General features: G+C 47.9%; 17 protein-coding genes. 8 read left to right on the top strand and 9 right to left on the bottom strand.

Annotated features, from left to right (window positions below; translation table 11 throughout):
- Positions 1–89: 89 nt before the first annotated feature.
- The 4 genes from AC58UW_RS12340 to AC58UW_RS12325 all read left to right on the top strand — a co-directional run bounded on the left by AC58UW_RS12340 (position 90) and on the right by AC58UW_RS12325 (position 4,274).
- Positions 90–962 (top strand): 3-hydroxyacyl-CoA dehydrogenase family protein, encoded by an 873-nt coding sequence (locus AC58UW_RS12340; RefSeq protein WP_497420953.1) that lies wholly within the window; start codon positions 90–92, stop codon positions 960–962.
- Positions 959–2,167: an acetate kinase gene (locus AC58UW_RS12335; RefSeq protein WP_497420952.1), complete on the top strand. Its 1,209-nt coding sequence runs from the start codon at positions 959–961 to the stop codon at positions 2,165–2,167. Before AC58UW_RS12340 ends, AC58UW_RS12335 begins: the two co-directional genes overlap by 4 nt.
- Positions 2,168–2,263: 96 nt before the next feature.
- The gene (gene asnS / locus AC58UW_RS12330) at positions 2,264–3,559 is read left to right on the top strand and encodes an asparagine--tRNA ligase (RefSeq protein WP_497421194.1); all 1,296 of its coding nucleotides are present in this window, start codon (positions 2,264–2,266) and stop codon (positions 3,557–3,559) included.
- A gap of 34 nt (positions 3,560–3,593) precedes the next feature.
- Complete coding sequence (locus AC58UW_RS12325) at positions 3,594–4,274, top strand: DnaD domain protein (protein WP_497420951.1); 681 nt, start codon at positions 3,594–3,596, stop codon at positions 4,272–4,274.
- 391 nt (positions 4,275–4,665) lie between these two features.
- Here AC58UW_RS12325 and mtnB read toward each other — a convergent pair whose 3' ends face one another.
- From mtnB to AC58UW_RS12285, 8 genes are all read right to left on the bottom strand, one after another.
- Positions 4,666–5,301, bottom strand: a complete 636-nt coding sequence (gene mtnB, locus AC58UW_RS12320) for a methylthioribulose 1-phosphate dehydratase (RefSeq protein WP_497420950.1) — start codon at positions 5,299–5,301, stop codon at positions 4,666–4,668.
- Positions 5,298–5,960: a 2-hydroxy-3-keto-5-methylthiopentenyl-1-phosphate phosphatase gene (locus AC58UW_RS12315; protein WP_497420949.1), complete on the bottom strand. Its 663-nt coding sequence runs from the start codon at positions 5,958–5,960 to the stop codon at positions 5,298–5,300. Before AC58UW_RS12315 ends, mtnB begins: the two co-directional genes overlap by 4 nt.
- Positions 5,957–7,225, bottom strand: a complete 1,269-nt coding sequence (locus AC58UW_RS12310; RefSeq protein ID WP_497420948.1) for a 2,3-diketo-5-methylthiopentyl-1-phosphate enolase — start codon at positions 7,223–7,225, stop codon at positions 5,957–5,959. The genes AC58UW_RS12315 and AC58UW_RS12310 overlap by 4 nt, the downstream gene beginning before the upstream one ends.
- Before the next feature lie 42 nt (positions 7,226–7,267).
- Positions 7,268–8,137 (bottom strand): pyrroline-5-carboxylate reductase, encoded by an 870-nt coding sequence (gene proC, locus AC58UW_RS12305; protein WP_497420947.1) that lies wholly within the window; start codon positions 8,135–8,137, stop codon positions 7,268–7,270.
- 27 nt (positions 8,138–8,164) lie between these two features.
- Complete coding sequence (locus AC58UW_RS12300; RefSeq protein WP_497420946.1) at positions 8,165–9,412, bottom strand: glutamate-5-semialdehyde dehydrogenase; 1,248 nt, start codon at positions 9,410–9,412, stop codon at positions 8,165–8,167.
- Positions 9,405–11,138, bottom strand: a complete 1,734-nt coding sequence (locus tag AC58UW_RS12295; RefSeq protein WP_497420945.1) for a proline--tRNA ligase — start codon at positions 11,136–11,138, stop codon at positions 9,405–9,407. The genes AC58UW_RS12300 and AC58UW_RS12295 overlap by 8 nt, the downstream gene beginning before the upstream one ends.
- 31 nt (positions 11,139–11,169) lie before the next feature.
- A complete protein-coding gene (proB, locus tag AC58UW_RS12290) occupies positions 11,170–12,270 on the bottom strand; it encodes a glutamate 5-kinase (RefSeq protein ID WP_497420944.1) in 1,101 nt (366 codons plus the stop codon).
- Positions 12,271–12,658: 388 nt separating this feature from the next.
- Positions 12,659–13,861: a pyridoxal phosphate-dependent aminotransferase gene (locus AC58UW_RS12285; protein WP_497420943.1), complete on the bottom strand. Its 1,203-nt coding sequence runs from the start codon at positions 13,859–13,861 to the stop codon at positions 12,659–12,661.
- Between the two features lie 154 nt (positions 13,862–14,015).
- Between AC58UW_RS12285 and AC58UW_RS12280 the strand changes: the two genes are divergently transcribed.
- The 3 genes from AC58UW_RS12280 (at position 14,016) to AC58UW_RS12270 (ending at position 17,177) form a co-directional block, all read left to right on the top strand.
- On the top strand, positions 14,016–14,543 hold the full coding sequence (locus AC58UW_RS12280; RefSeq protein ID WP_497420942.1) for a DUF1572 family protein: 528 nt from the start codon (positions 14,016–14,018) through the stop codon (positions 14,541–14,543).
- An 85-nt stretch (positions 14,544–14,628) separates the two neighbouring features.
- Entirely contained in the window at positions 14,629–15,429 is an 801-nt protein-coding gene (locus AC58UW_RS12275; RefSeq protein ID WP_497420941.1) for a carbon-nitrogen family hydrolase, read from the top strand.
- 365 nt (positions 15,430–15,794) lie between these two features.
- A complete protein-coding gene (locus AC58UW_RS12270; protein WP_145655236.1) occupies positions 15,795–17,177 on the top strand; it encodes a glycine--tRNA ligase in 1,383 nt (460 codons plus the stop codon).
- A 323-nt stretch (positions 17,178–17,500) separates the two neighbouring features.
- Here AC58UW_RS12270 and AC58UW_RS12265 read toward each other — a convergent pair whose 3' ends face one another.
- Positions 17,501–17,992 carry a cysteine dioxygenase gene (locus AC58UW_RS12265; protein ID WP_497420940.1) on the bottom strand — a complete coding sequence of 164 codons (492 nt, stop codon included), beginning with the start codon at positions 17,990–17,992 and terminating at the stop codon, positions 17,501–17,503.
- 255 nt (positions 17,993–18,247) lie between these two features.
- Between AC58UW_RS12265 and AC58UW_RS12260 the strand changes: the two genes are divergently transcribed.
- A complete protein-coding gene (locus tag AC58UW_RS12260; protein WP_497420939.1) occupies positions 18,248–18,697 on the top strand; it encodes an SgcJ/EcaC family oxidoreductase in 450 nt (149 codons plus the stop codon).
- Positions 18,698–18,726 lie beyond the last annotated feature (29 nt).

The raw sequence follows: 18,726 nt of genomic DNA, 5'->3' as shown, positions 1-18,726 counted from the left end.
AAATTGTATGATATGAGTGGGTTCCATAGGTTGTATTGTCTTACAGTTGTGAATGATAAGTATGAGCCCTAAAGAAGGAGAAATATGGCATGGTGTTTAAAACGATTGGTGTAGTTGGCGGCGGCACGATGGGGCAAGGTATTTCTGAAATGCTTGCAGCCAGCGGCCTAGAGGTGCTACTTGTTGAGAAAACCGTAGAGAAGCTGGATCGCGCCCTCGAGCAAATCCAGGTAAGTTTAGATAAACAAATCGAACGCTGGGCTTTGACCGAAGCGGAGAAAAAGCTCATTTTAGCTAAAATAAAGAAAGCGGATTCTCTCCAAGACATGGCCGCCTGCGATATGGTCATTGAAACCATTACGGAGGATTTGAATGCCAAAAAGCATGTCTTCTTTCAATTGAATCAAATTTGCAATCCATCTATTATTTTGGCCACGAATACTTCAACACTCAGCGTAACCGAAATTGCTGCTATTACAACCCATCCGCAGAGGGTCATTGGCCTTCATTTCTTGCATCCGGTTGCGAAAGTAAATCTAGTAGAGATTATCCGGGCGATGAAGACGTCCGATGAAACTTTTGAACAAACCAGACGATTTGTCGAAGAGTTCATTCATAAGAAAGGCATTAAAGTCAATGAATCGCCTGGTTATATTACGTCGAGACTGATATGCACGCTCATCAATGAGGCTTTGCATACGTTGTCTGAAGGCGTAGCTACGGCGGAAGACATCGATACCGCGATGCGGATAGGGTACGATTTCAAGTACGGACCGTTGGAAATGTGCGATCGATTCGGCTTGGATGCTGTGCATGACGCACTTGAAGGGATGTTCCGGGATTATGGGGACATTAAGTATCGCCCTTCGTTTCTTCTGAAGAAAATGGTGCGTGCCGGTCAATTAGGTGTCAAAACGGGAGAAGGATTTTTCCTCTATGACAAGGATGGTGACAGGTTATGAACATTCTCGTCATCAATGCGGGAAGCTCATCGCTCAAATATCAGCTTTTTCATATGGAAAATGATACGGTTCTGGCGAAAGGCCGCGTGGAGCGGATTGGGATGGAAACCGCTATCCTGGTGCATGAACCGAAGGATAAGGCAGAAGTTCACGAGGTGAGTGAAATTCTGGAGCATACAACCGCGATCCGCAAGGTGCTTGCGCTGCTCGTGCATCCTGAGCATGGGGTGCTCGCGTCAACAGCAGAGATTCAAGCTGTCGGTCACCGCGTGGTCCACGGCGGTGAAAGCTTCAAAAGCTCCGTCCTCGTGAACCACGAGGTGAAACAGGAGATTAAGCGGCTCTTTGATTTGGCGCCGCTGCACAATCCGGCGCATATGCTCGGCATATCCGCCGTGGAGGCGAACATGCCGGATGTTCCTCAGGCCGTTGTCTTCGACACGGCCTTCCATCAGTCCATGCCGGCGCAGGCCTACCTATACCCGGTACCGATGGTGTTGTACCGGAAGCACAAAGTGCGCCGCTATGGTTTTCATGGTACTTCGCACAACTATGTCAGCGAACGTGCTGCTGCCTTTCTAGGCCGCCCGCTCGAGCAGCTGAAGCTCGTTACCTGCCATATCGGTAACGGAGCTTCCTGCGCCGCCATAGAGGGCGGCAAGTCCGTGGATACGAGCATGGGGTTGACCCCGCTCGAAGGTCTAATGATGGGCACGCGCAGCGGCGATCTGGATCCTGCTATCGTGCCTTATGCGATGGGCAAGGAGGATTTAACGCTTGGGGAGATCTCCTCCATGCTGAACAAGCACAGCGGCCTGCAGGCGATCTCGGGGATATCCAGCGATATGCGGGAGATCACAGAAGCGATGGAAGCTGGAGATAAGAACGCTAAGCTGGCTTTTGAGATGTATGAGTATCGCTTGCGCAAATACATCGGAGCTTACGCCGCGGCCATGAATGGCGTGGATGCAATCGTATTTACAGCAGGTGTCGGTGAGAATTCTGAAGTGCTGCGCAAGCGGGTTTGCGAGCATCTGACCTACCTCGGGGTGGAGTTCGATGAAGCCGCAAACCGCGCGGGAAGAGGGCAGGAACGACGCATTTCGACTATGAATTCCAAAGTGCAAGTGCTGGTCATACCAACGAATGAAGAATGGGTTATCGCAAGAGACACCTATCATCTGGTTCAATCAACCACACACTGAATCTTTGCTCGAAATAGTGTACAATAGAAAAGCGCCTTCTTTAGCAGGGGGAACCCGGCTAAAGAAGGTTCGCACGAAAACTCAAGGAGGTACTATATCAGTATGAAATGTACGATAGGTGAAGTAAAACATCATGTCGGCGAGTCAGTTACAATTGGCTGTTGGCTAAACAAGAAACGGTCTAGCGGTAAAATTCAATTTTTACAACTTAGAGACGGTTCAGGATATATACAGGGTGTCGTGGTGAAAAGTGATGTCGGAGAAGATGTATGGGAAGCGGCGTCCAAGCTGACACAAGAAAGCTCGCTGTACATAACAGGCAATGTGAAAGAGGATACGCGCAGCAAAGGCGGCTTTGAGCTCGATGTTACTGGCGTAGAGATCATTCAAGTAACCGAAGAATATCCGATCACACCGAAGGAGCATGGCGTTGATTTCTTGATGGACAACCGCCATCTGTGGATTCGTAGTCCGCGCCAACGTGCGGTTCTTGTCATTCGCGCTCAAATTATTCAAGCTGTTCAGCAATTTTTCAATGATCGCGGTTTCCATCTGGTAGATCCGCCGATTCTGACTCCATCCTCTTGCGAGGGAACGACGAATTTGTTCCACACCAAATACTTTGATGAGGATGCCTTCCTAACGCAAAGCGGACAACTGTATATGGAAGCGGCTGCGATGGCGCTGGGTCGCGTGTATTCCTTCGGGCCAACGTTCCGTGCTGAGAAATCGAAGACTAGAAGGCATTTGATTGAGTTCTGGATGATCGAGCCGGAAATGGCGTTCGTGGACCATGCCGAGAACCTCGAAGTTCAGGAGCAATTCGTTTCTCATATCGTGCAGACTGTGCTCAAAAATTGTACACAAGAGCTGGAAACCTTAGAGCGTGACACGTCCAAGTTGGAGAAAATCAAAGGCTCTTTCCCGCGTATTACGTATGATCAAGCCGTTGAATTCCTGCAAAAGAACGGCCATGAATTTGAGTGGGGCGAAGATTTCGGAGCGCCGCATGAGACGGCCATTGCCGCAGAATATGAAACACCTGTGTTCATTACACATTGGCCAACTGAAATTAAAGCTTTTTATATGAAACCAGATCCTAGCCGTCCAGAAGTCGTACTATGTGCGGATATGATTGCACCTGAGGGGTATGGCGAAATTATCGGAGGCAGCCAGCGGATCGATGATCCAGAATTAATGGAACAACGCTTCAAAGAGCACGAACTGTCCAAAGAAGCCTACCAATGGTATCTCGACCTACGGAAATACGGAACGGTGCCGCATTCAGGTTTCGGCCTTGGTCTTGAACGTACCGTTGCTTGGATTTGTGGTCTAGATCACGTTCGCGAAACGATTCCATTCCCACGCTTGCTATATCGTCTATATCCGTAATCCGTTTATCGACCAAAGGTAGAAAGGAGACCGGATGAGTAAATCGTTCATAACACAGCAGCAGATCGAGGCCGTTCTATTGGCCAGCTTCCAAGAGGGCAGCGTCGCGGTACCGCTTCTTCTGCTGAAGAACTATCGTGCCCTTCAGTTAAGCGAAATCGAGGTCATGACGCTAATCCATCTCATTTCCTTCTTGGATAAGGAAAAGTATGATTTTCCAACTACGGATGAGATTCAATCCCGCATGTCGGCTTCCCCAGATTTGGTCATAGCCAGCTTACAGAAGTTGATTCATGAGCAATTCATCACGATTGATGAAGACATGGAAGAATCGACTGGGATTCGCAGCGAGAAATATAATCTCACACCGCTTTACCGTAAGCTAGCCAAACAGGTAGCTGAGCAAGAACTGGCCAAATTATCGGCTTTGCGCACAACAGTGCCGACCGATGAGGGAGCCAGAAATATTTTCTCTACGTTCGAAAAAGAGTTTGCGCGTCCATTAACACCGATGGAGCTGGAAACGATCAGCGGTTGGTTAGACAAGGATCAATACAAGGAAGAGCTTATAATGACGGCATTGAAGGAAGCTGTTTTTGCCGGCAAGGTACACTTCCGATATATTGACCGAATTCTGCTGGAATGGAGCCGCAACCGAGTAGGTACAGTGGATCAAGCGAAGGAATATTCACAACGTTTCAGACAATCTAGGTAAAGTAAGAGGCTGTCTCAAAAGCAGAGTAATCTGCCAATGAGACGGTCTATTTTTCTCTATGCAGAGCCAATGCCCTATCAAATTATAGCGGCATGCGAGGTTTATAGGAACTAGAGGGCGCTATTTATGCGACATCTGGTGGTAGCAGGGGTGAAGCGGAACTACAGGGCTTTATTTGTGCTATTAACCTTACATGGAGCTTAAAATAGGGGGAATAGAGGATCATAGTTCCGCCTCAAAGAGGAAATCGATTCATTCCTAAGGAATAGCGGATCGTAGTTCCCTCTACACTTGGCAATAAAGTTACCGAATCGGTTTATAAGTAAGAGGCTGTCTCTCTGGTCATTTCAGACCTTGAGTCAGCCTCTTTGGTTTACTTCCGATGATCACCTTATTTATTCAGCAAATGAGAGCGATATACGTATTCAAACAGGAATTCGAATGCTTCCAAGTGACGTTTAGCTTCGAATGCATTCGCACCCCATGCATAAATACCGTGCTTGCGCAGGACAATTCCAGGAATCCGCGGGATAATGGCATCTTCGACAAGCGCGGCGATACGAGGGATTTGCGCATAGTTTGGTAAAATCGGAATCTCAATTTGAGCTTCTTCATCCCAGATGTTGAAGGCTTTGATCAGCTCAACGCCATCGACGGGAATGCTTTTGCGCTCCCAATAAAGTTCAGAAATCAAATTATTGAAAATGGTATGCACATGAAAAATAGCGCCAGCGCCTGTTAAGCGATAAATCTCGCTATGGATTAGCGTTTCAGCTGAAGGCTTCAGGCTTGTAGCTTCGGTAGCAACGCCTTTCTCATTAACAAGCAGGAAATCTTCCGGCGTCTGCACAGATTTATCTCTGCCGCTTGAAGTAATGGCGAAAGTGAATTGTTCAGGCTCGAAGCCGCCTACACGAACGGATAAATTGCCGCTAGTCGCAGGAAACCAGCCTCTTGCTGCTAAATTGGCTTTAATGTCACGCAGTTCGGCGAAAGCGCGTTGTTTCTCTTCGAGTAAAATACTCATACTACAGGTTCAGCCTCCAATTGCTTCATAATATCGAAGAAGGTATCGAATGGGTAATACGCATATCCAAGCTCCTCACACATATTGACTAAATGGGAGCGTGCAAAAATGGTATCGACCAGCTTAGCTCCTTCGAAATCTGTAATGCTGTCTCCGATGAGGATCCGCTCATACCGGTTGGCATCATAAGAACGAATGATGCTTGTTTTACACATGCCACAGTCCGTCTGGCAATACTCATCACATTTGTTAGGCCACAAAATTTCAATGACGCTTCCTTCGAATGAGGAGGTATTGCTGTAAATGTGCTCATGCGGAATGGGAAAAGGCTTCAGAAGCGGGTATATAAAGAAATCGATGCCGCCGCTTGTGATTAACAACTTGATGTTTTGCTCTTTGCAGTAGTCCACGAATTCCCCAAAACCATCTCGGATGACTGCGTTCTTAATGGCATACTCAACAATTTCATCTTTGCGTGAAGTGGGCAGCAGGGCGAACATTTGGCCGACGCCTTGACGAATAGAAATGCTTTTATCCAAAATGCGTTCCACAATCGGTTCCCAACCTGCTGGGTTAAAATGCTTCATGATAGCCACAATATTATCATTCATGGTAATGGTACCGTCAAAATCGCAAAAAATGATGCGTTCCTTACTCATTCTCTGATCCCCCAAGTGTCAATAGCTGATTGTAATTCTGGATGTGTTTGGGCGTATTCGCGAAGTTGAACACCTTGCAGCGTTGCATCTATGGCTTGACGGAAAGCTCGTCCTCCGGCGATTGTACCAAGCGGATGGCCATGAATGCCACCTCCCGCATTCACAATAACATCTTGACCGAAGTCTCTCAGAATGAGAGGCACCAAGCCAGGGTGTATACCCGCAGACGGTACAGGGAAGGAAGCAGCCAGTTTCAAAGGAGCTTCTGCCGGAGCCTTGTAGCTGTAATCGGTATGTAGATCATTTGTTAACAGTACATGCTTGATCGCTAGGTTTTCTTCTCTAGGCATAACCACAGAACCGTAAGGAGAAGGGAAGAGCACCAGATCTGCTCCTGCAAGCCGCATCAATTTACCTAGCAGCACAGAAGGGGAGATCCCGTAATGCGGTGAAGGATACGTTGCACCTGCCATTGCTGGATGCGCCATAATTGGAATCGTAATCTCAGGGTCAGCGCTTAGCTCATGCAGGACATCGAATCCGTAGGCTAATACGTTGAATAAAAGGGCGTTAGCTCCTGCTCGAATTGCTTTTTTGGCTTGGGAAGCTAGCTTCGAGGTAGGTCCGGTCAAGTTCACGGCATACAGCAGCTTCTGGCCGGTTTCTTTAGATGCTTGTTCAGCAGCCTCCATACAAATCTCAATCCGTTTCTCAAGCGGAGTTAACGGATTTTCAAATAGGATCTCATCGTCCTTGATTAAATCCACACCGCCTGCCGCTTGCAAATAAAATTGTTCGCGCAGCGCCGGGAGTTCATAACCGACAACGGATTTGAAAATGCTCATCAGCAGCGGACGGTCATGCACGCCAAGAAGGTCGCGCACGCCTTGCATGCCGAATTTGGGACCAGAGAAGCCGGCAAGGAAATCAGTGGAGAATTTCAAGTCAATGAGTTTAATTTTGCCATCCATGGACAGTTTGCCGAAAACGGTGACTAATAGCGCAGGGATATCCCGGCTGAAATTGACGTCGGGGTAAGCGATCGTAATATCCGCATAGCGGGTAGAGACAGGCTCTCCAGCAGCAGGCTCATGAACCTCCACGGCAATCACTTTTCCCAAATGCTTTTCCATTTGCGCCTTCTGAGCCTCAGGCAGCTCTGTCCAAGAGCCGACTGTCAGGCCGACAGCAATGCCATTTGCTTTTTTATGAAAATCGGCTTTCTCATCGAAACTCCGATATGTGGCTAAACAATATGCACTCATCGTAAATGTTCACCTGCTTTGCTAGAATAAAACCTCTTTCATTCAGGACGATTTGCTCACTGGACTTGGGGCCGCGATTTGCTCGCCCATTTCTTTAGCCCGTTCAGCTGAGCGGAAAACGGCCTTCGTTATAGCTTCTGTAAACTGGTATTGATCCAGTGCTTCAATTGAAGCCTGAGTTGCACCATTTGGCGATGTTACCTTGCGACGAAGCTCAGCTGGATCTTCTTGTGTATGCTGGACCATATGAGCGGCACCAAGTACGGTTTGCAGGGTTAATTGACGGGAATCTTCTTCGGTTAGACCGCCTTCGATGCCAGCTCTGATCATGGCTTCCATGAAATAGTAGACATAGGCAGGACCGCTGCCGGATACGCCAGTAAGAATTTCAAGCTTCTCTTCCTCAACAATGGATACGATACCTACCGCTTCGAACATTTGGGTTGCGAGCTGCTTGAATGTATCATTAACGTTTGCGGAGAAGCTCATTCCTGTTGCTCCCAATCCAATCGTTGAGGATGTGTTCGGCATTGTACGAACGATGGCCATTTTCGAATCCAGCAAGATTTCCATTTTGGCGATGGATAGGCCGGCGATGACGGAAACGAGCAGCTGATCCTCATTCAAAAAAGGCTTCAGATCTTCAAAAGCAGTCACAACATCTTTGGGTTTCATACAAAGGACAACAACATTAGCTTGACGTAGGTAATCCTCTTTGGTAATGGGATCGGAAGTGGCCTGCAGGCGATACTCAGAACGAAGAAAAGCTAAACGGTCTTGATCGGAACGGTTCATTACATAAATTTGCTGCGGATCGGCTACTTGGGTTTGGATCAGACCTCGGATAATGGCTTCCGACATAGAGCCTGCGCCGACAAAAGCGATTTTGGCTTGGGATAAAGTTGTGGACATCGAACATTCCTCCTCAAATTGTAAAAACTATTGACGTATTTGACCGCTTCCGTAGATGCGGTATTTGGTTGAAGTTAAGGCTGGCAGACCCATCGGTCCGCGAGCGTGCAGTTTTTGAGTAGAAATGCCGATTTCCGCACCGAATCCGAATTCAAAGCCATCTGTGAAACGCGTAGACGCATTGTGGTAAACCGCTGCCGCATCGACTTCCTGCAGGAATCTCTCCGCATTGGATGCATCTTCCGTCACAATACACTCTGAATGCATCGTGCCGAACTCACGAATGTGGTCAAGCGCTTCGTCTAGATCTTGGACCACTTTGACATTAAGAATGTAATCTCCGTATTCCGTCGCCCATTCCGCTTCAGCAGCATTCTGCAGGCTTGGAACTAATACTCTAGCATGCTGATCTCCTCTAAGCTCGACATTTGCGCCTGTGAAAGCTTCCGCAATCGCGCTCAAATGTTTGGCTGCCACAGATTCATGCACGAGCAGAGTTTCCATCGAATTGCAGACGGAAGGACGTTGAGCCTTGGCGTTAAGTCCAATCGCGATGGCCATTTCAAGTTGTGCGCTTTCGTCTATAAAAGTATGACATACACCTGCTCCTGTTTCAATGACAGGGACGGAGGCGTTATTGACAACATTTTGAATAAGTGAGTGTCCGCCTCTTGGGATGAGAACGTCGATCAGACCGTTCAATTTCAGCATTTCATCCACAGAACTGCGATCTGCGCTTAGGATTAATTGAAGTGCATAAGCTGGGATGGCAGAACGGTTTAGCGCGCCATGCAGAACCTCAACGATTTTCTCATTGGAAAATAGTGCGGAAGAGCCGCCACGCAGCACCACGGCGTTGCCTGTTTTGAGGCACAATCCTGCGGCATCCACGGTAACATTAGGCCTTGCTTCATAAATGATGCCGATCACGCCAAGTGGAACGCGAATCTTGCGAATGCGAAGGCCATTCGGACGATCAAAGTCCTCGAGCGTATCCCCGATTGGATCGGGCAATTCAGCGATTTGCCGCAAACCCTCGGCGATGGCTGCAATTCGCGTTTCGTTAAGAGCAAGACGGTCAAGCAGGGAAGCGCTAGTGCCTAGTTGTCTGCCACGTTCCAGATCTTTGGCATTTGCTTCAATAATGGCTTGTTGTTCAGTAACAAGGGCATCTGCCATCAGCAGCAGCGCTGTGTTTTTCTGTTCCATTGTGAGATTACCCATTGTTTGGGCAGCTTGTTTCGCTAATTTGGACTTTTGAACGACTTCACTCATGGGAAGATCGACCTCCTGTTTGGAAAAAAGTTTGGCAGTGCGCAGCTATTTGCTCCGTTGTAAGTTCATATTGGTCTCCACTGCGGCGTTCTTTACATTCCACGATATGCTCTGCAGCTTTTTTTCCTACAGTAATTCGAAGTGGGAAGCCTAGCAGGTCGGCATCATTGAATTTAACGCCCGGACGTTCTTCACGATCATCCCAGAGGACGGAATATCCGGCTTCGGTCAATGTTTTGTAAATCTCTGTGGATAACTTCATCTGAATCTCATCCTGTACGTGAACCGTTAGCAAATGAACGGCAAATGGAGAGACGGATGCCGGCCAGATGATGCCGCGTTCATCATAATTCTGTTCAATAATGGCAGCTAGCACACGAGAAACGCCAATCCCGTAACAGCCCATTATGATGGGCTCGGAAGCGCCATTCTCGTCGCTGAACGAAGCGCCTAGTGAACGGCTGTATTTGGTTCCTAGCTTGAAAACATGACCGACTTCGATTCCCTTAGCAAATGAGAGTACATGGCCACATGTCAGGCAGCGCTCGCCCTCGGTAACATTACGTAGATCCTTATATGTCAAGTTGGCGAGATCGCGCTCGACTTGAACATGCATGAGGTGATAATCGGCTTCATTAGCACCGATGACTGCGTCCTGCATGCCTATGACTGAGGAGTCAGCGATGATCTTGACATTTTTTTGAAGTCCAAGCGGTCCGATGAATCCAGCCATGGAGCCTAATTTATGAATGTCAGCTTCGGAAAGCATAGTGAATTCTGAACCGCCTAAGACATTCTTCAATTTAATTTCATTAACCTCACAGTCACCACGAAGAAGAACGATAACAGGTTCTCCGCTCACTTCAATCGCGATGGATTTAATGATTTGCTGAGGCGAGATGTGAAGGAACTCACTTAGCTGTTTAATGCTGGTCACCTGTGGTGTATGCACTTTCTGAGGTTTATCCTGTTTGTCTGGCTGCTTGCTTGCAGCAGGAGCAAATGGCAATTGTCCAACCGCTTTCTCCAAATTGGCAGCATAGTGACAAGATGGGCAATGAACAATGGTATCTTCCCCAATGTCTGCGAGCGCCATGAACTCGTGCGTATCTGTACCGCCGATGGCCCCGGAATCAGCTTCAACCGCCCGGAAATTTAACCCGCAACGCGTGAAAATGCGATCATAAACGTTGTACATGCTTTCGTAGCTTTCATCGAGACCGCTCGAAGTACGATCGAAGGAATAAGCATCCTTCATCAGGAACTCTCGTCCGCGCAGCAGGCCGAATCTTGGTCTTCGTTCATCCCGGTACTTCGTTTGAATTTGATAAAGCGTAACAGGCAGTTTTTTATAAGATTGAATTTCGTCTTTCACAATCGTTGTAATAACTTCCTCATGGGTTGCTCCTAGAGCAAACTCACGACCATGCCGGTCTTCCAGACGCATTAATTCGGGTCCATATACGTCCCAGCGACCGGATGCTTTCCATAATTCGGAAGGATGGAGCGCTGGCATGAGCATTTCTTGCGCACCGGCGGCGTCCATCTCTTCTCGAACGATGGTTTGGATATGTTGAAGGGCTTTAAGCCCCAAAGGTAGATAGGAATAAATACCGCTGGATAACTGGCGGATCAATCCTGCGCGCAGCATCAGCTTGTGGCTTGCGACTTCAGCATCACCCGGGACATCTCGTAAAGTTGGGATCAACATGCGTTGTTGTCTCATCGCTCATGTGCCTCACTTTCATCTATCTTATTTAAGCTAGCGGAACCCATTCATCGCGGTGTATGACTTCAATTCTGGCCACTTCGACGCGCTTCTGCACTTCCTCGGTTGATAATCCCGCAGCAGCTTGTATTTGCCAAGCTGCGTAGTTGACGACACCGCGTCCGAGCAGATTGCCTTCGTTGCTGAGCACTTCAACCACGTCGCCGGGGTGGAAGTCCCCGGTAGCCCCAATAATACCGGCGGGGAGCAGGCTCTTGCCGCCGCTCATCAGAGCCAATCTCGCGCCCGGATCGACGAGGATTTGTCCTTGGGGCAGCGAGTGGAAGCCTACCCACTGCTTCTTCACCGGCAGATTATTCAGCGCCGTGTCAAAGTATGTGCCCTTGCCGCTGCCGCCAACGGCAATCGGCAAATCGCCGGGCTCCAGCACCCGCCCGATAAAGACCGGCACGCCCCCGCGCATCGCGATGCGGGCGGCTTCTACCTTCGAGCGCATGCCGCCGGTGCCGACCGCGCTCCCTGAACCTCCAGCGAAGCTGAACAGCTCGTCGCTGATGGCAGCTACGCGATCGATACGCTGTGCGTTCGCGTTCTTGCGGGGATCGTCCGTGTATAAGCCGTCCATATCTGTAATGATGATCAATTTGCTGGCCTTCACCAAATTGCCTACCAAGGCTGACAAGGTATCGTTGTCGCCGAACTTCAGCTCATCCACCGCGACGGTGTCATTCTCGTTAATAATCGGGACTACGCCGCGCTGCAGCAGCTCGTCGATTGTCATCAGCGCGTTCTGAACGCGCTTGCGGTTGGAGAAGTCGTACCGGGTCAGCAAAATTTGTGCCACGCTTACGCCGTGGGACGCAAATGCTTCATGGTACGCCTGCATGAGCAGCGCTTGCCCGACAGCGGCAGCGGCTTGCTTCTCGTGCAGCACCTTGGGCCGCGTGCGGTACCCAAGGGAGGTGAAGCCTGCGGCAACGGCGCCGGACGTCACGAGCAGGACTTGGTTGCCGTCCTGCTGCAATTGCGCTAGTTCCGATGCGAAAAAGCGGATTTTATCGGGATTTAATCCACCCGTATCTGAAGTTAAAGAAGAACTGCCGATTTTCACGACGATGCGCTGTGTCATTACGATCCCATCCTTTGCTTGTGCAAATATGTACATGTAGATACAAAAAAGACTCCCGTCCTCATAACATAAGGACGAAAGTCTGTTAGCTTCCGCGGTACCACCTTAGATTGGCGCACGCCAAAAGGCTGCACCCAACTCTAGATTCCCTGGATAACAGCAGGGGGCTGTTCAACTCATCGTTGACGGTTCAGGGGCGGGTTCGGAATCGGTTCACGGCAAGCTCTCTCAGTCGATGGAGCTTACTCTCTGTTTACGTGCTGCACGTTCCTACTATTCCCATCATAACATTGCGATATAGAAGTTTTGGAAGACTTCCTTTTTGGTTCTATATAGAATAGCACGGGGTACGAGCGTTTGTAAAGAAGCATAAGCCTCTATTTTTTGATTAGCTGAATAGATTCAGCTTCCCAATGCGCTGTACAGCTTCTGCTAATCTTTCTTCCGAAGATAAGAGACCGAGACGTACATAACCCTCGCCATGTGTACCAAACCCAATGCCTGGCGCGACGACAACCTTTGCTTCCTGAAGAAGCAGATCAGCAAGGCTTTGCGACGTGTGTCCCTTCGGAACAGGCAGCCAGGAGAAGAAGGACCCTTGGGAAGGACGGGCATTCCAGCCAATGTCCGCGAGAGCGGAGTATAAGGTATTACGACGGCTCTCATATACATCCCGCAGCTCGCTGACGCAATCTTGCGAAGCGGTAAGCGCCGTTGCTGCCGCTGCTTGAATGCCTCCGAACAAGGAACAGTAGTAATGATCCTGCATTAAGTTGATGAGGCGGATGACCTCCCTGTTGCCAAGCGCAAAGCCTACGCGCCAGCCAGCCATGTTATACGTCTTGGAGAGTGTATAAAACTCAATGCCAACTTCTTTGGCGCCAGGCGTTTGTAAGAAGCTGATCGGCTTCTCTCCGTCGAAACCTATAGCGCCGTAAGCGAAATCACTTGCTACGACCACGCCGTTGCGCTGCGCGAATTGAACTGTTTCTTCATAGAAAGAAACGGGTGCTGTGGCACCAGTCGGATTGTTCGGATAGTTGATGAACATAAGCTTCGCACGATCCAGGTCGGATTGCTTTAATGCCGAGTAGTCCGGAAGAAAGTTATTTTCTTCTCTTAAAGGCATGAAAGCCATCTCTGCACCGGCTAATGCAACACCTGACCAATAGTCGGGGTAGCCCGGGTCAGGCACAAGACAAACATCGCCTGGGTTCAGCAAGCACTGAGCAATCTCGATGAGTCCTGTTTTGCCGCCGAAAAGAATGGCAACTTCGGTATCCGGGTCAAGATTAACCTGGTAATCTTCCTTGTAACGCTGTGCAATAGCTTGTTTCAAGAACGGAAAACCACTGAACGGCGGGTATTTATGGTACAAAGGATTAGCTGCAGCTTCTTGCATCGAAGCTACGATATGAGGGGGTGTAGGGCGATCAGGGTTGCCTTGTCCCAGATTGATTACGTCATGTCCTAACGCGATTTGTTCATTCGCTTTACCTACGAGGGTAGCAAAAAATTGGGTAGGCAAACCTTTCATACGTTCAGCAGGCTGTATGGAAAAAGCATTTGTTTTTGTAGATAGCGTAGTCACGTCTTTAATTCACACTCCGGAGGTCGGGATTTTAATTAATAACCTAAATGTAACATGATTAGTCTTTTTTTCATAGTGATGAAAAAAATCGATTTTACAATGGTCTAGCCTTGTCATACAGTTAGTTCAAAAGCTGTGGAAGGTGATGAGAGCCATGTCTGACCAATCACAAGTTGCTCAAGTTTTTTTGCAGGAGTCGATTCGGGCTTTTGAGAGTATGAAAAAACTGGCGGATCAAGCATTTGCGCAAACGGCGGACGAGCATTTTTATCAAACGTTAGATGAAGAGTCGAATTCTCTGGAAGTGTTGATCAAACACATGCATGGGAATATGTTATCCCGTTGGGTCGATTTTCTAACATCGGACGGGGAAAAGGACACGCGAGAGCGCGATAAGGAATTTGAAAGCAGCCGTTACTCGCGGGAGGAGCTTATTTCTTTGTGGGAAGAAGGGTGGAAGGTGCTGTTTGATGCACTGTACGCGCTAACCCCTGAGGATGTTCTTCGGATCGTTTGCATTCGCGGACAAGAGCTTACTGTCATTCAAGGCATCCAGCGCCAGGTTTCTCACTACGGCTATCATGTAGGACAAATTGTTTTCTTGAGCAAACACTTGGCCAGCCAAGGTTGGAAGACGCTCAGCATTGCAAGAGGTCAATCCAAAGCTTTCAGGCCGTCTTAAGTCAGCACTTGGGTTCAAACCGATTTTCGATTATGATGGATAACATCAATGGCTATTTTTGCCCTCTGGAAGGAGTATTTACAGCATGTCAGAATCCAAACAGCTTCACTTGGCACTCATTCAAATGGATATCACGATCGGTGAGCCAGATACGAACTTTGCACGATTGGAGAAGCTTCTCCAAGATGCCGTACAAAACAATCCCAAACCGGATGTCATTGTTTTTCCTGAGATGTGGAATACCGGCTATGCCTTAACGGAGATTCAGGAGCTTGCAGACGTGAAAGGGGAGCGGACTAAAGCGCTCTTGAGCGGTTTTGCCAAAGCGAACCATGTGAATATTATTGGCGGCTCTATTGCCGATAAAAAAGAAGATCGTGTGCTGAACACGATATATGCGTTCGATCGTGAAGGTATGGAAATTGCGGAGTATTCCAAAATTCATTTATTCCGTTTGATGGACGAAGAAAAATTTCTGCACAGCGGCGACCAACTTGGCCGATTTGAGCTCGAAGGCGTTCCGGCTGGCGCTATGATTTGCTACGATATTCGGTTCCCGGAGCTGGCGCGCAAATTAGCGCTGGATGGCGCTAGAATCTTATTCGTCCCTGCAGAGTGGCCTCATCCGCGCTTGCATCACTGGCGTACACTGCTCATGGCTAGAGCGATTGAGAATCAAATGTACGTCGTTTCTTGCAACCGCGTAGGAACGAGCGGCACAACGGACTTCTTTGGACATTCCATGGTCATTGACCCTTGGGGTGAAGTGCTTGTGGAAGGCGACGAAAGCGAAGCAATTTTACATGCAACAATCGATTTAGAGGAAGTTGTCCGTGTAAGGGCCAAAATCCCAGTCTTTGAGGATCGCCGCCCGCACTTGTATTAAATTTTTTTGAAATAGGCAGTAAGCATTTGATTTTTTGTCGGTTTTTCTGTAAACTAAAGCCAATTGAATGATCAATTGCGGCTGTGAAGGATGAATAGTACTTGAACAACTTCTTGTTCAGCGAGCTGGGGACGGTGAGAGCCCAGACAGGAGCTCAAGGAAAAGGCTATCCGGAGCCGATACGATAAAGGGGATACATGGCTTATACAGGTGTATCAACTAGGGTGGAACCGCGGGTGCGTAAGGCTCTCGTCCCTAGGCATGATTTGATGCCTTTGGATGTGGAGCTTTTTTTGCGTGCTCATATCCAAACGGACGTCTTAGGGCTAAGCCCCATTATGATAAGCTGAAGGAGCGAATGAACAATGAGTGTTACTATGGATCAAGTTGTCGCGTTAGCGAAGCACAGAGGTTTTGTTTTCCCAGGTTCCGAAATTTACGGCGGTTTGGCCAACACATGGGATTACGGTCCATTAGGTGTTGAGTTGAAGAATAATATCAAGCGTGCTTGGTGGAAAAAATTCGTACAGGAATCCCCGTACAACGTGGGTCTTGACGCTGCTATTCTGATGAACCCGCAGGCATGGGTAGCTTCTGGTCACGTTGGAAATTTCAACGATCCAATGATCGATTGCAAAAACTGTAAAGCACGCCACCGTGCGGATAAGCTGATTGAGAATAAACTAGCTGAAAAAGACATCGAAATCGTCGTAGACGGTATGACTTTCGATGATATGATGAAGCTGATCGTTGAGAATAACATCGTTTGCCCGGATTGCGGCAGCAAGGATTTCACGGATATTCGTCAGTTCAATCTAATGTTCAAAACGTTCCAAGGCGTAACAGAAGCAAGTTCGAACGTCGTTTACCTGCGTCCTGAAACAGCTCAAGGTATTTTTGTTAACTTTAAAAATGTACAGCGCACTATGCGTAAAAAGCTGCCATTCGGTATCGGTCAAGTCGGTAAAAGCTTCCGTAACGAAATCACGCCAGGTAACTTTACGTTCCGTACACGTGAGTTTGAACAAATGGAGCTTGAATTCTTCTGCAAACCAGGCGAGGATATGAAGTGGTTCGAGTACTGGAGAAGCTTCTGCCATAACTGGCTGCTGTCTTTAGGCGCTAAAGGTGAAAACCTTCGTTTGCGTGACCACAATGAGGATGAACTATCTCACTACAGTAATGCTACGACAGATATTGAATACAAATTCCCGTTCGGTTGGGGCGAGCTTTGGGGTATTGCGGATCGTACGGATTTCGACTTGAAACAGCACATGGAGCATTCCGGTGAAGATTTCAACTATATCGATCAAGAAACAAATGAGCGTTATGTGCCTTACTGCATTGAGCCATCCCTTGGCGCAGACCGTGTGACGCTGGCGCTTTTGATTGACGCATTCGAAGAGCAAAAGCTGGAAGGTGACGACAGCCGTACCGTGCTTCACTTCCACCCTGCGCTTGCTCCTATTAAAGCAGCTATTTTCCCGCTTTCCAAGAAGTTGAATGAAGGCGCGCAAGCGGTGTTTGCAGATCTAGCGAAACATTTCATGGTTGATTATGACGATACAGGTTCAATTGGTAAGAGATATCGTCGTCACGATGAAATCGGTACGCCATTCTGTATCACGTACGATTTCGAGTCCGAGACAGATGGTCAAGTAACGGTGCGTGACCGTGACACAATGGAACAAACGCGGATGCCTATTTCTGAATTGAAAGCATTCATCGAGAATTCCCTACAGTTTTAATGCAAAGAGACTGTGCACTACGGTTGATTAACCATGTAGCCAGTCATCATTCAAGGTGAGGGAACTATGGGGCGCTATTTTGCTCAAGACAGCGATTTAAGCGGAGAACCGGAACTGCAGTCCGCTATTTCGCCAATGTTGGTGAGAATTTAGCCAATTTGAGTGAAATAAGGCCTTGTAGTTCCACTCCTGCCCTAAACTGCCGGTTTTATCCTAAATAAGGGAATGGCGTTCCCTTATTTGAGGCGTGGTTCAGGCGAAAAACATAAAGAGAGGCTATCCCTCCGTCATTATCATGACTGATGGGACAGCCTCTTCTTTTATTAAATAACGTAATCGAGAACTTCAGTGTAAGGCAGATAGCGATGAACGCCAGAGAGCGGAGGACTATAGACATGAATGGACACAGCGGGCTCATGGAACGGATTGCTAAGCTGATGGATTTGATCCTTCGGAGCCGTAAAATAGTCACCTGTTTTAATGAAATCATCACGGTGAACAACCGGATAACTTTCTGCGTCCAGAAGAAATTTAGAGTTGACGATATTGCCTTGAACTAAACAGGCAGCGCCTACGGATGCTCCGTGATTATGAATGGCTGTAGCGGCAGAAGCGGGAATATGAATGATAATGACTTCAAGCTCTTTTGTGCTATAGATGACATTACGGCCATATGGGAGTTTCACGGGTTCGGTTTTATAATCAATCACCTCATGGAATAAACTGTTTAGGGATTGAAGCGCTGATTTTAATTGTTCTAATGAAGGTTCATGCAATTTACAGAATGCCTGCTCAATTGCTCTTACTAACATCATGGTTTCCGCCTCCTAGGCATTTAGTATCTCTTTATCAATATTAATTAGAGAAACGATAAGATTTAATTATATTGTATGCTTTTGATGATGGAAGGGTTAGGGGAAATGGTATAATTTTGATAAGAAAAAGGGTTTGAAATCGGTCTGCAGGCGGGGAAATTTTCATTCTTACGGGCAATTTTCAGGAGCATCGAAGTTTGACACAATGGGGAGTAGAAGAGTAGCGCGAAAGTTTATCGAAAGGAATGAGAGCTGATGAAAGTGATGGATGCGAATTTAAAAACGCAGAATGAGCAAGAGATTTACAGTGTGTTTAATGCGCTGCAGGCGGCCTGGAATGAGCATAATGGGCAGGCATTTGGCCAATGTTTTACGGTGGATGCCGACTATGTTACGTTCAATGGCCAACATCTGAAAGGGCGTCAGGAGATTGCGGACGTTCATCAGAAACTATTTGACGGTGTCTTACGAGGCTCCTCGATGACGGAGGGAGGTTCAATCCAGATTCGATTTTTGCAGGCTGACATGGCCGTTGTGCACTGCGTTGGAGCGATTAAGCTCAGATGGCAGAGAAAAGCTCCGAAAAACCGAGATTCCATAAATACGAATGTGGTGATAAAAGAAAAAGACGGCTGGAAAATCGCAGCATTTCATAACTGCCGCATCCAACCGCCGAATTTTGTTCAAAAATGGTTTATGAAATAGCAAGAGTTAGACGCGAAACGGAGGCATTC

It is taken from the genome of Paenibacillus sp. J22R160, assembly GCF_059692135.1.
The sequence above is the reverse complement of the archived record's forward strand: the minus strand, read 5'-3'. Positions and strand labels throughout refer to the sequence as shown.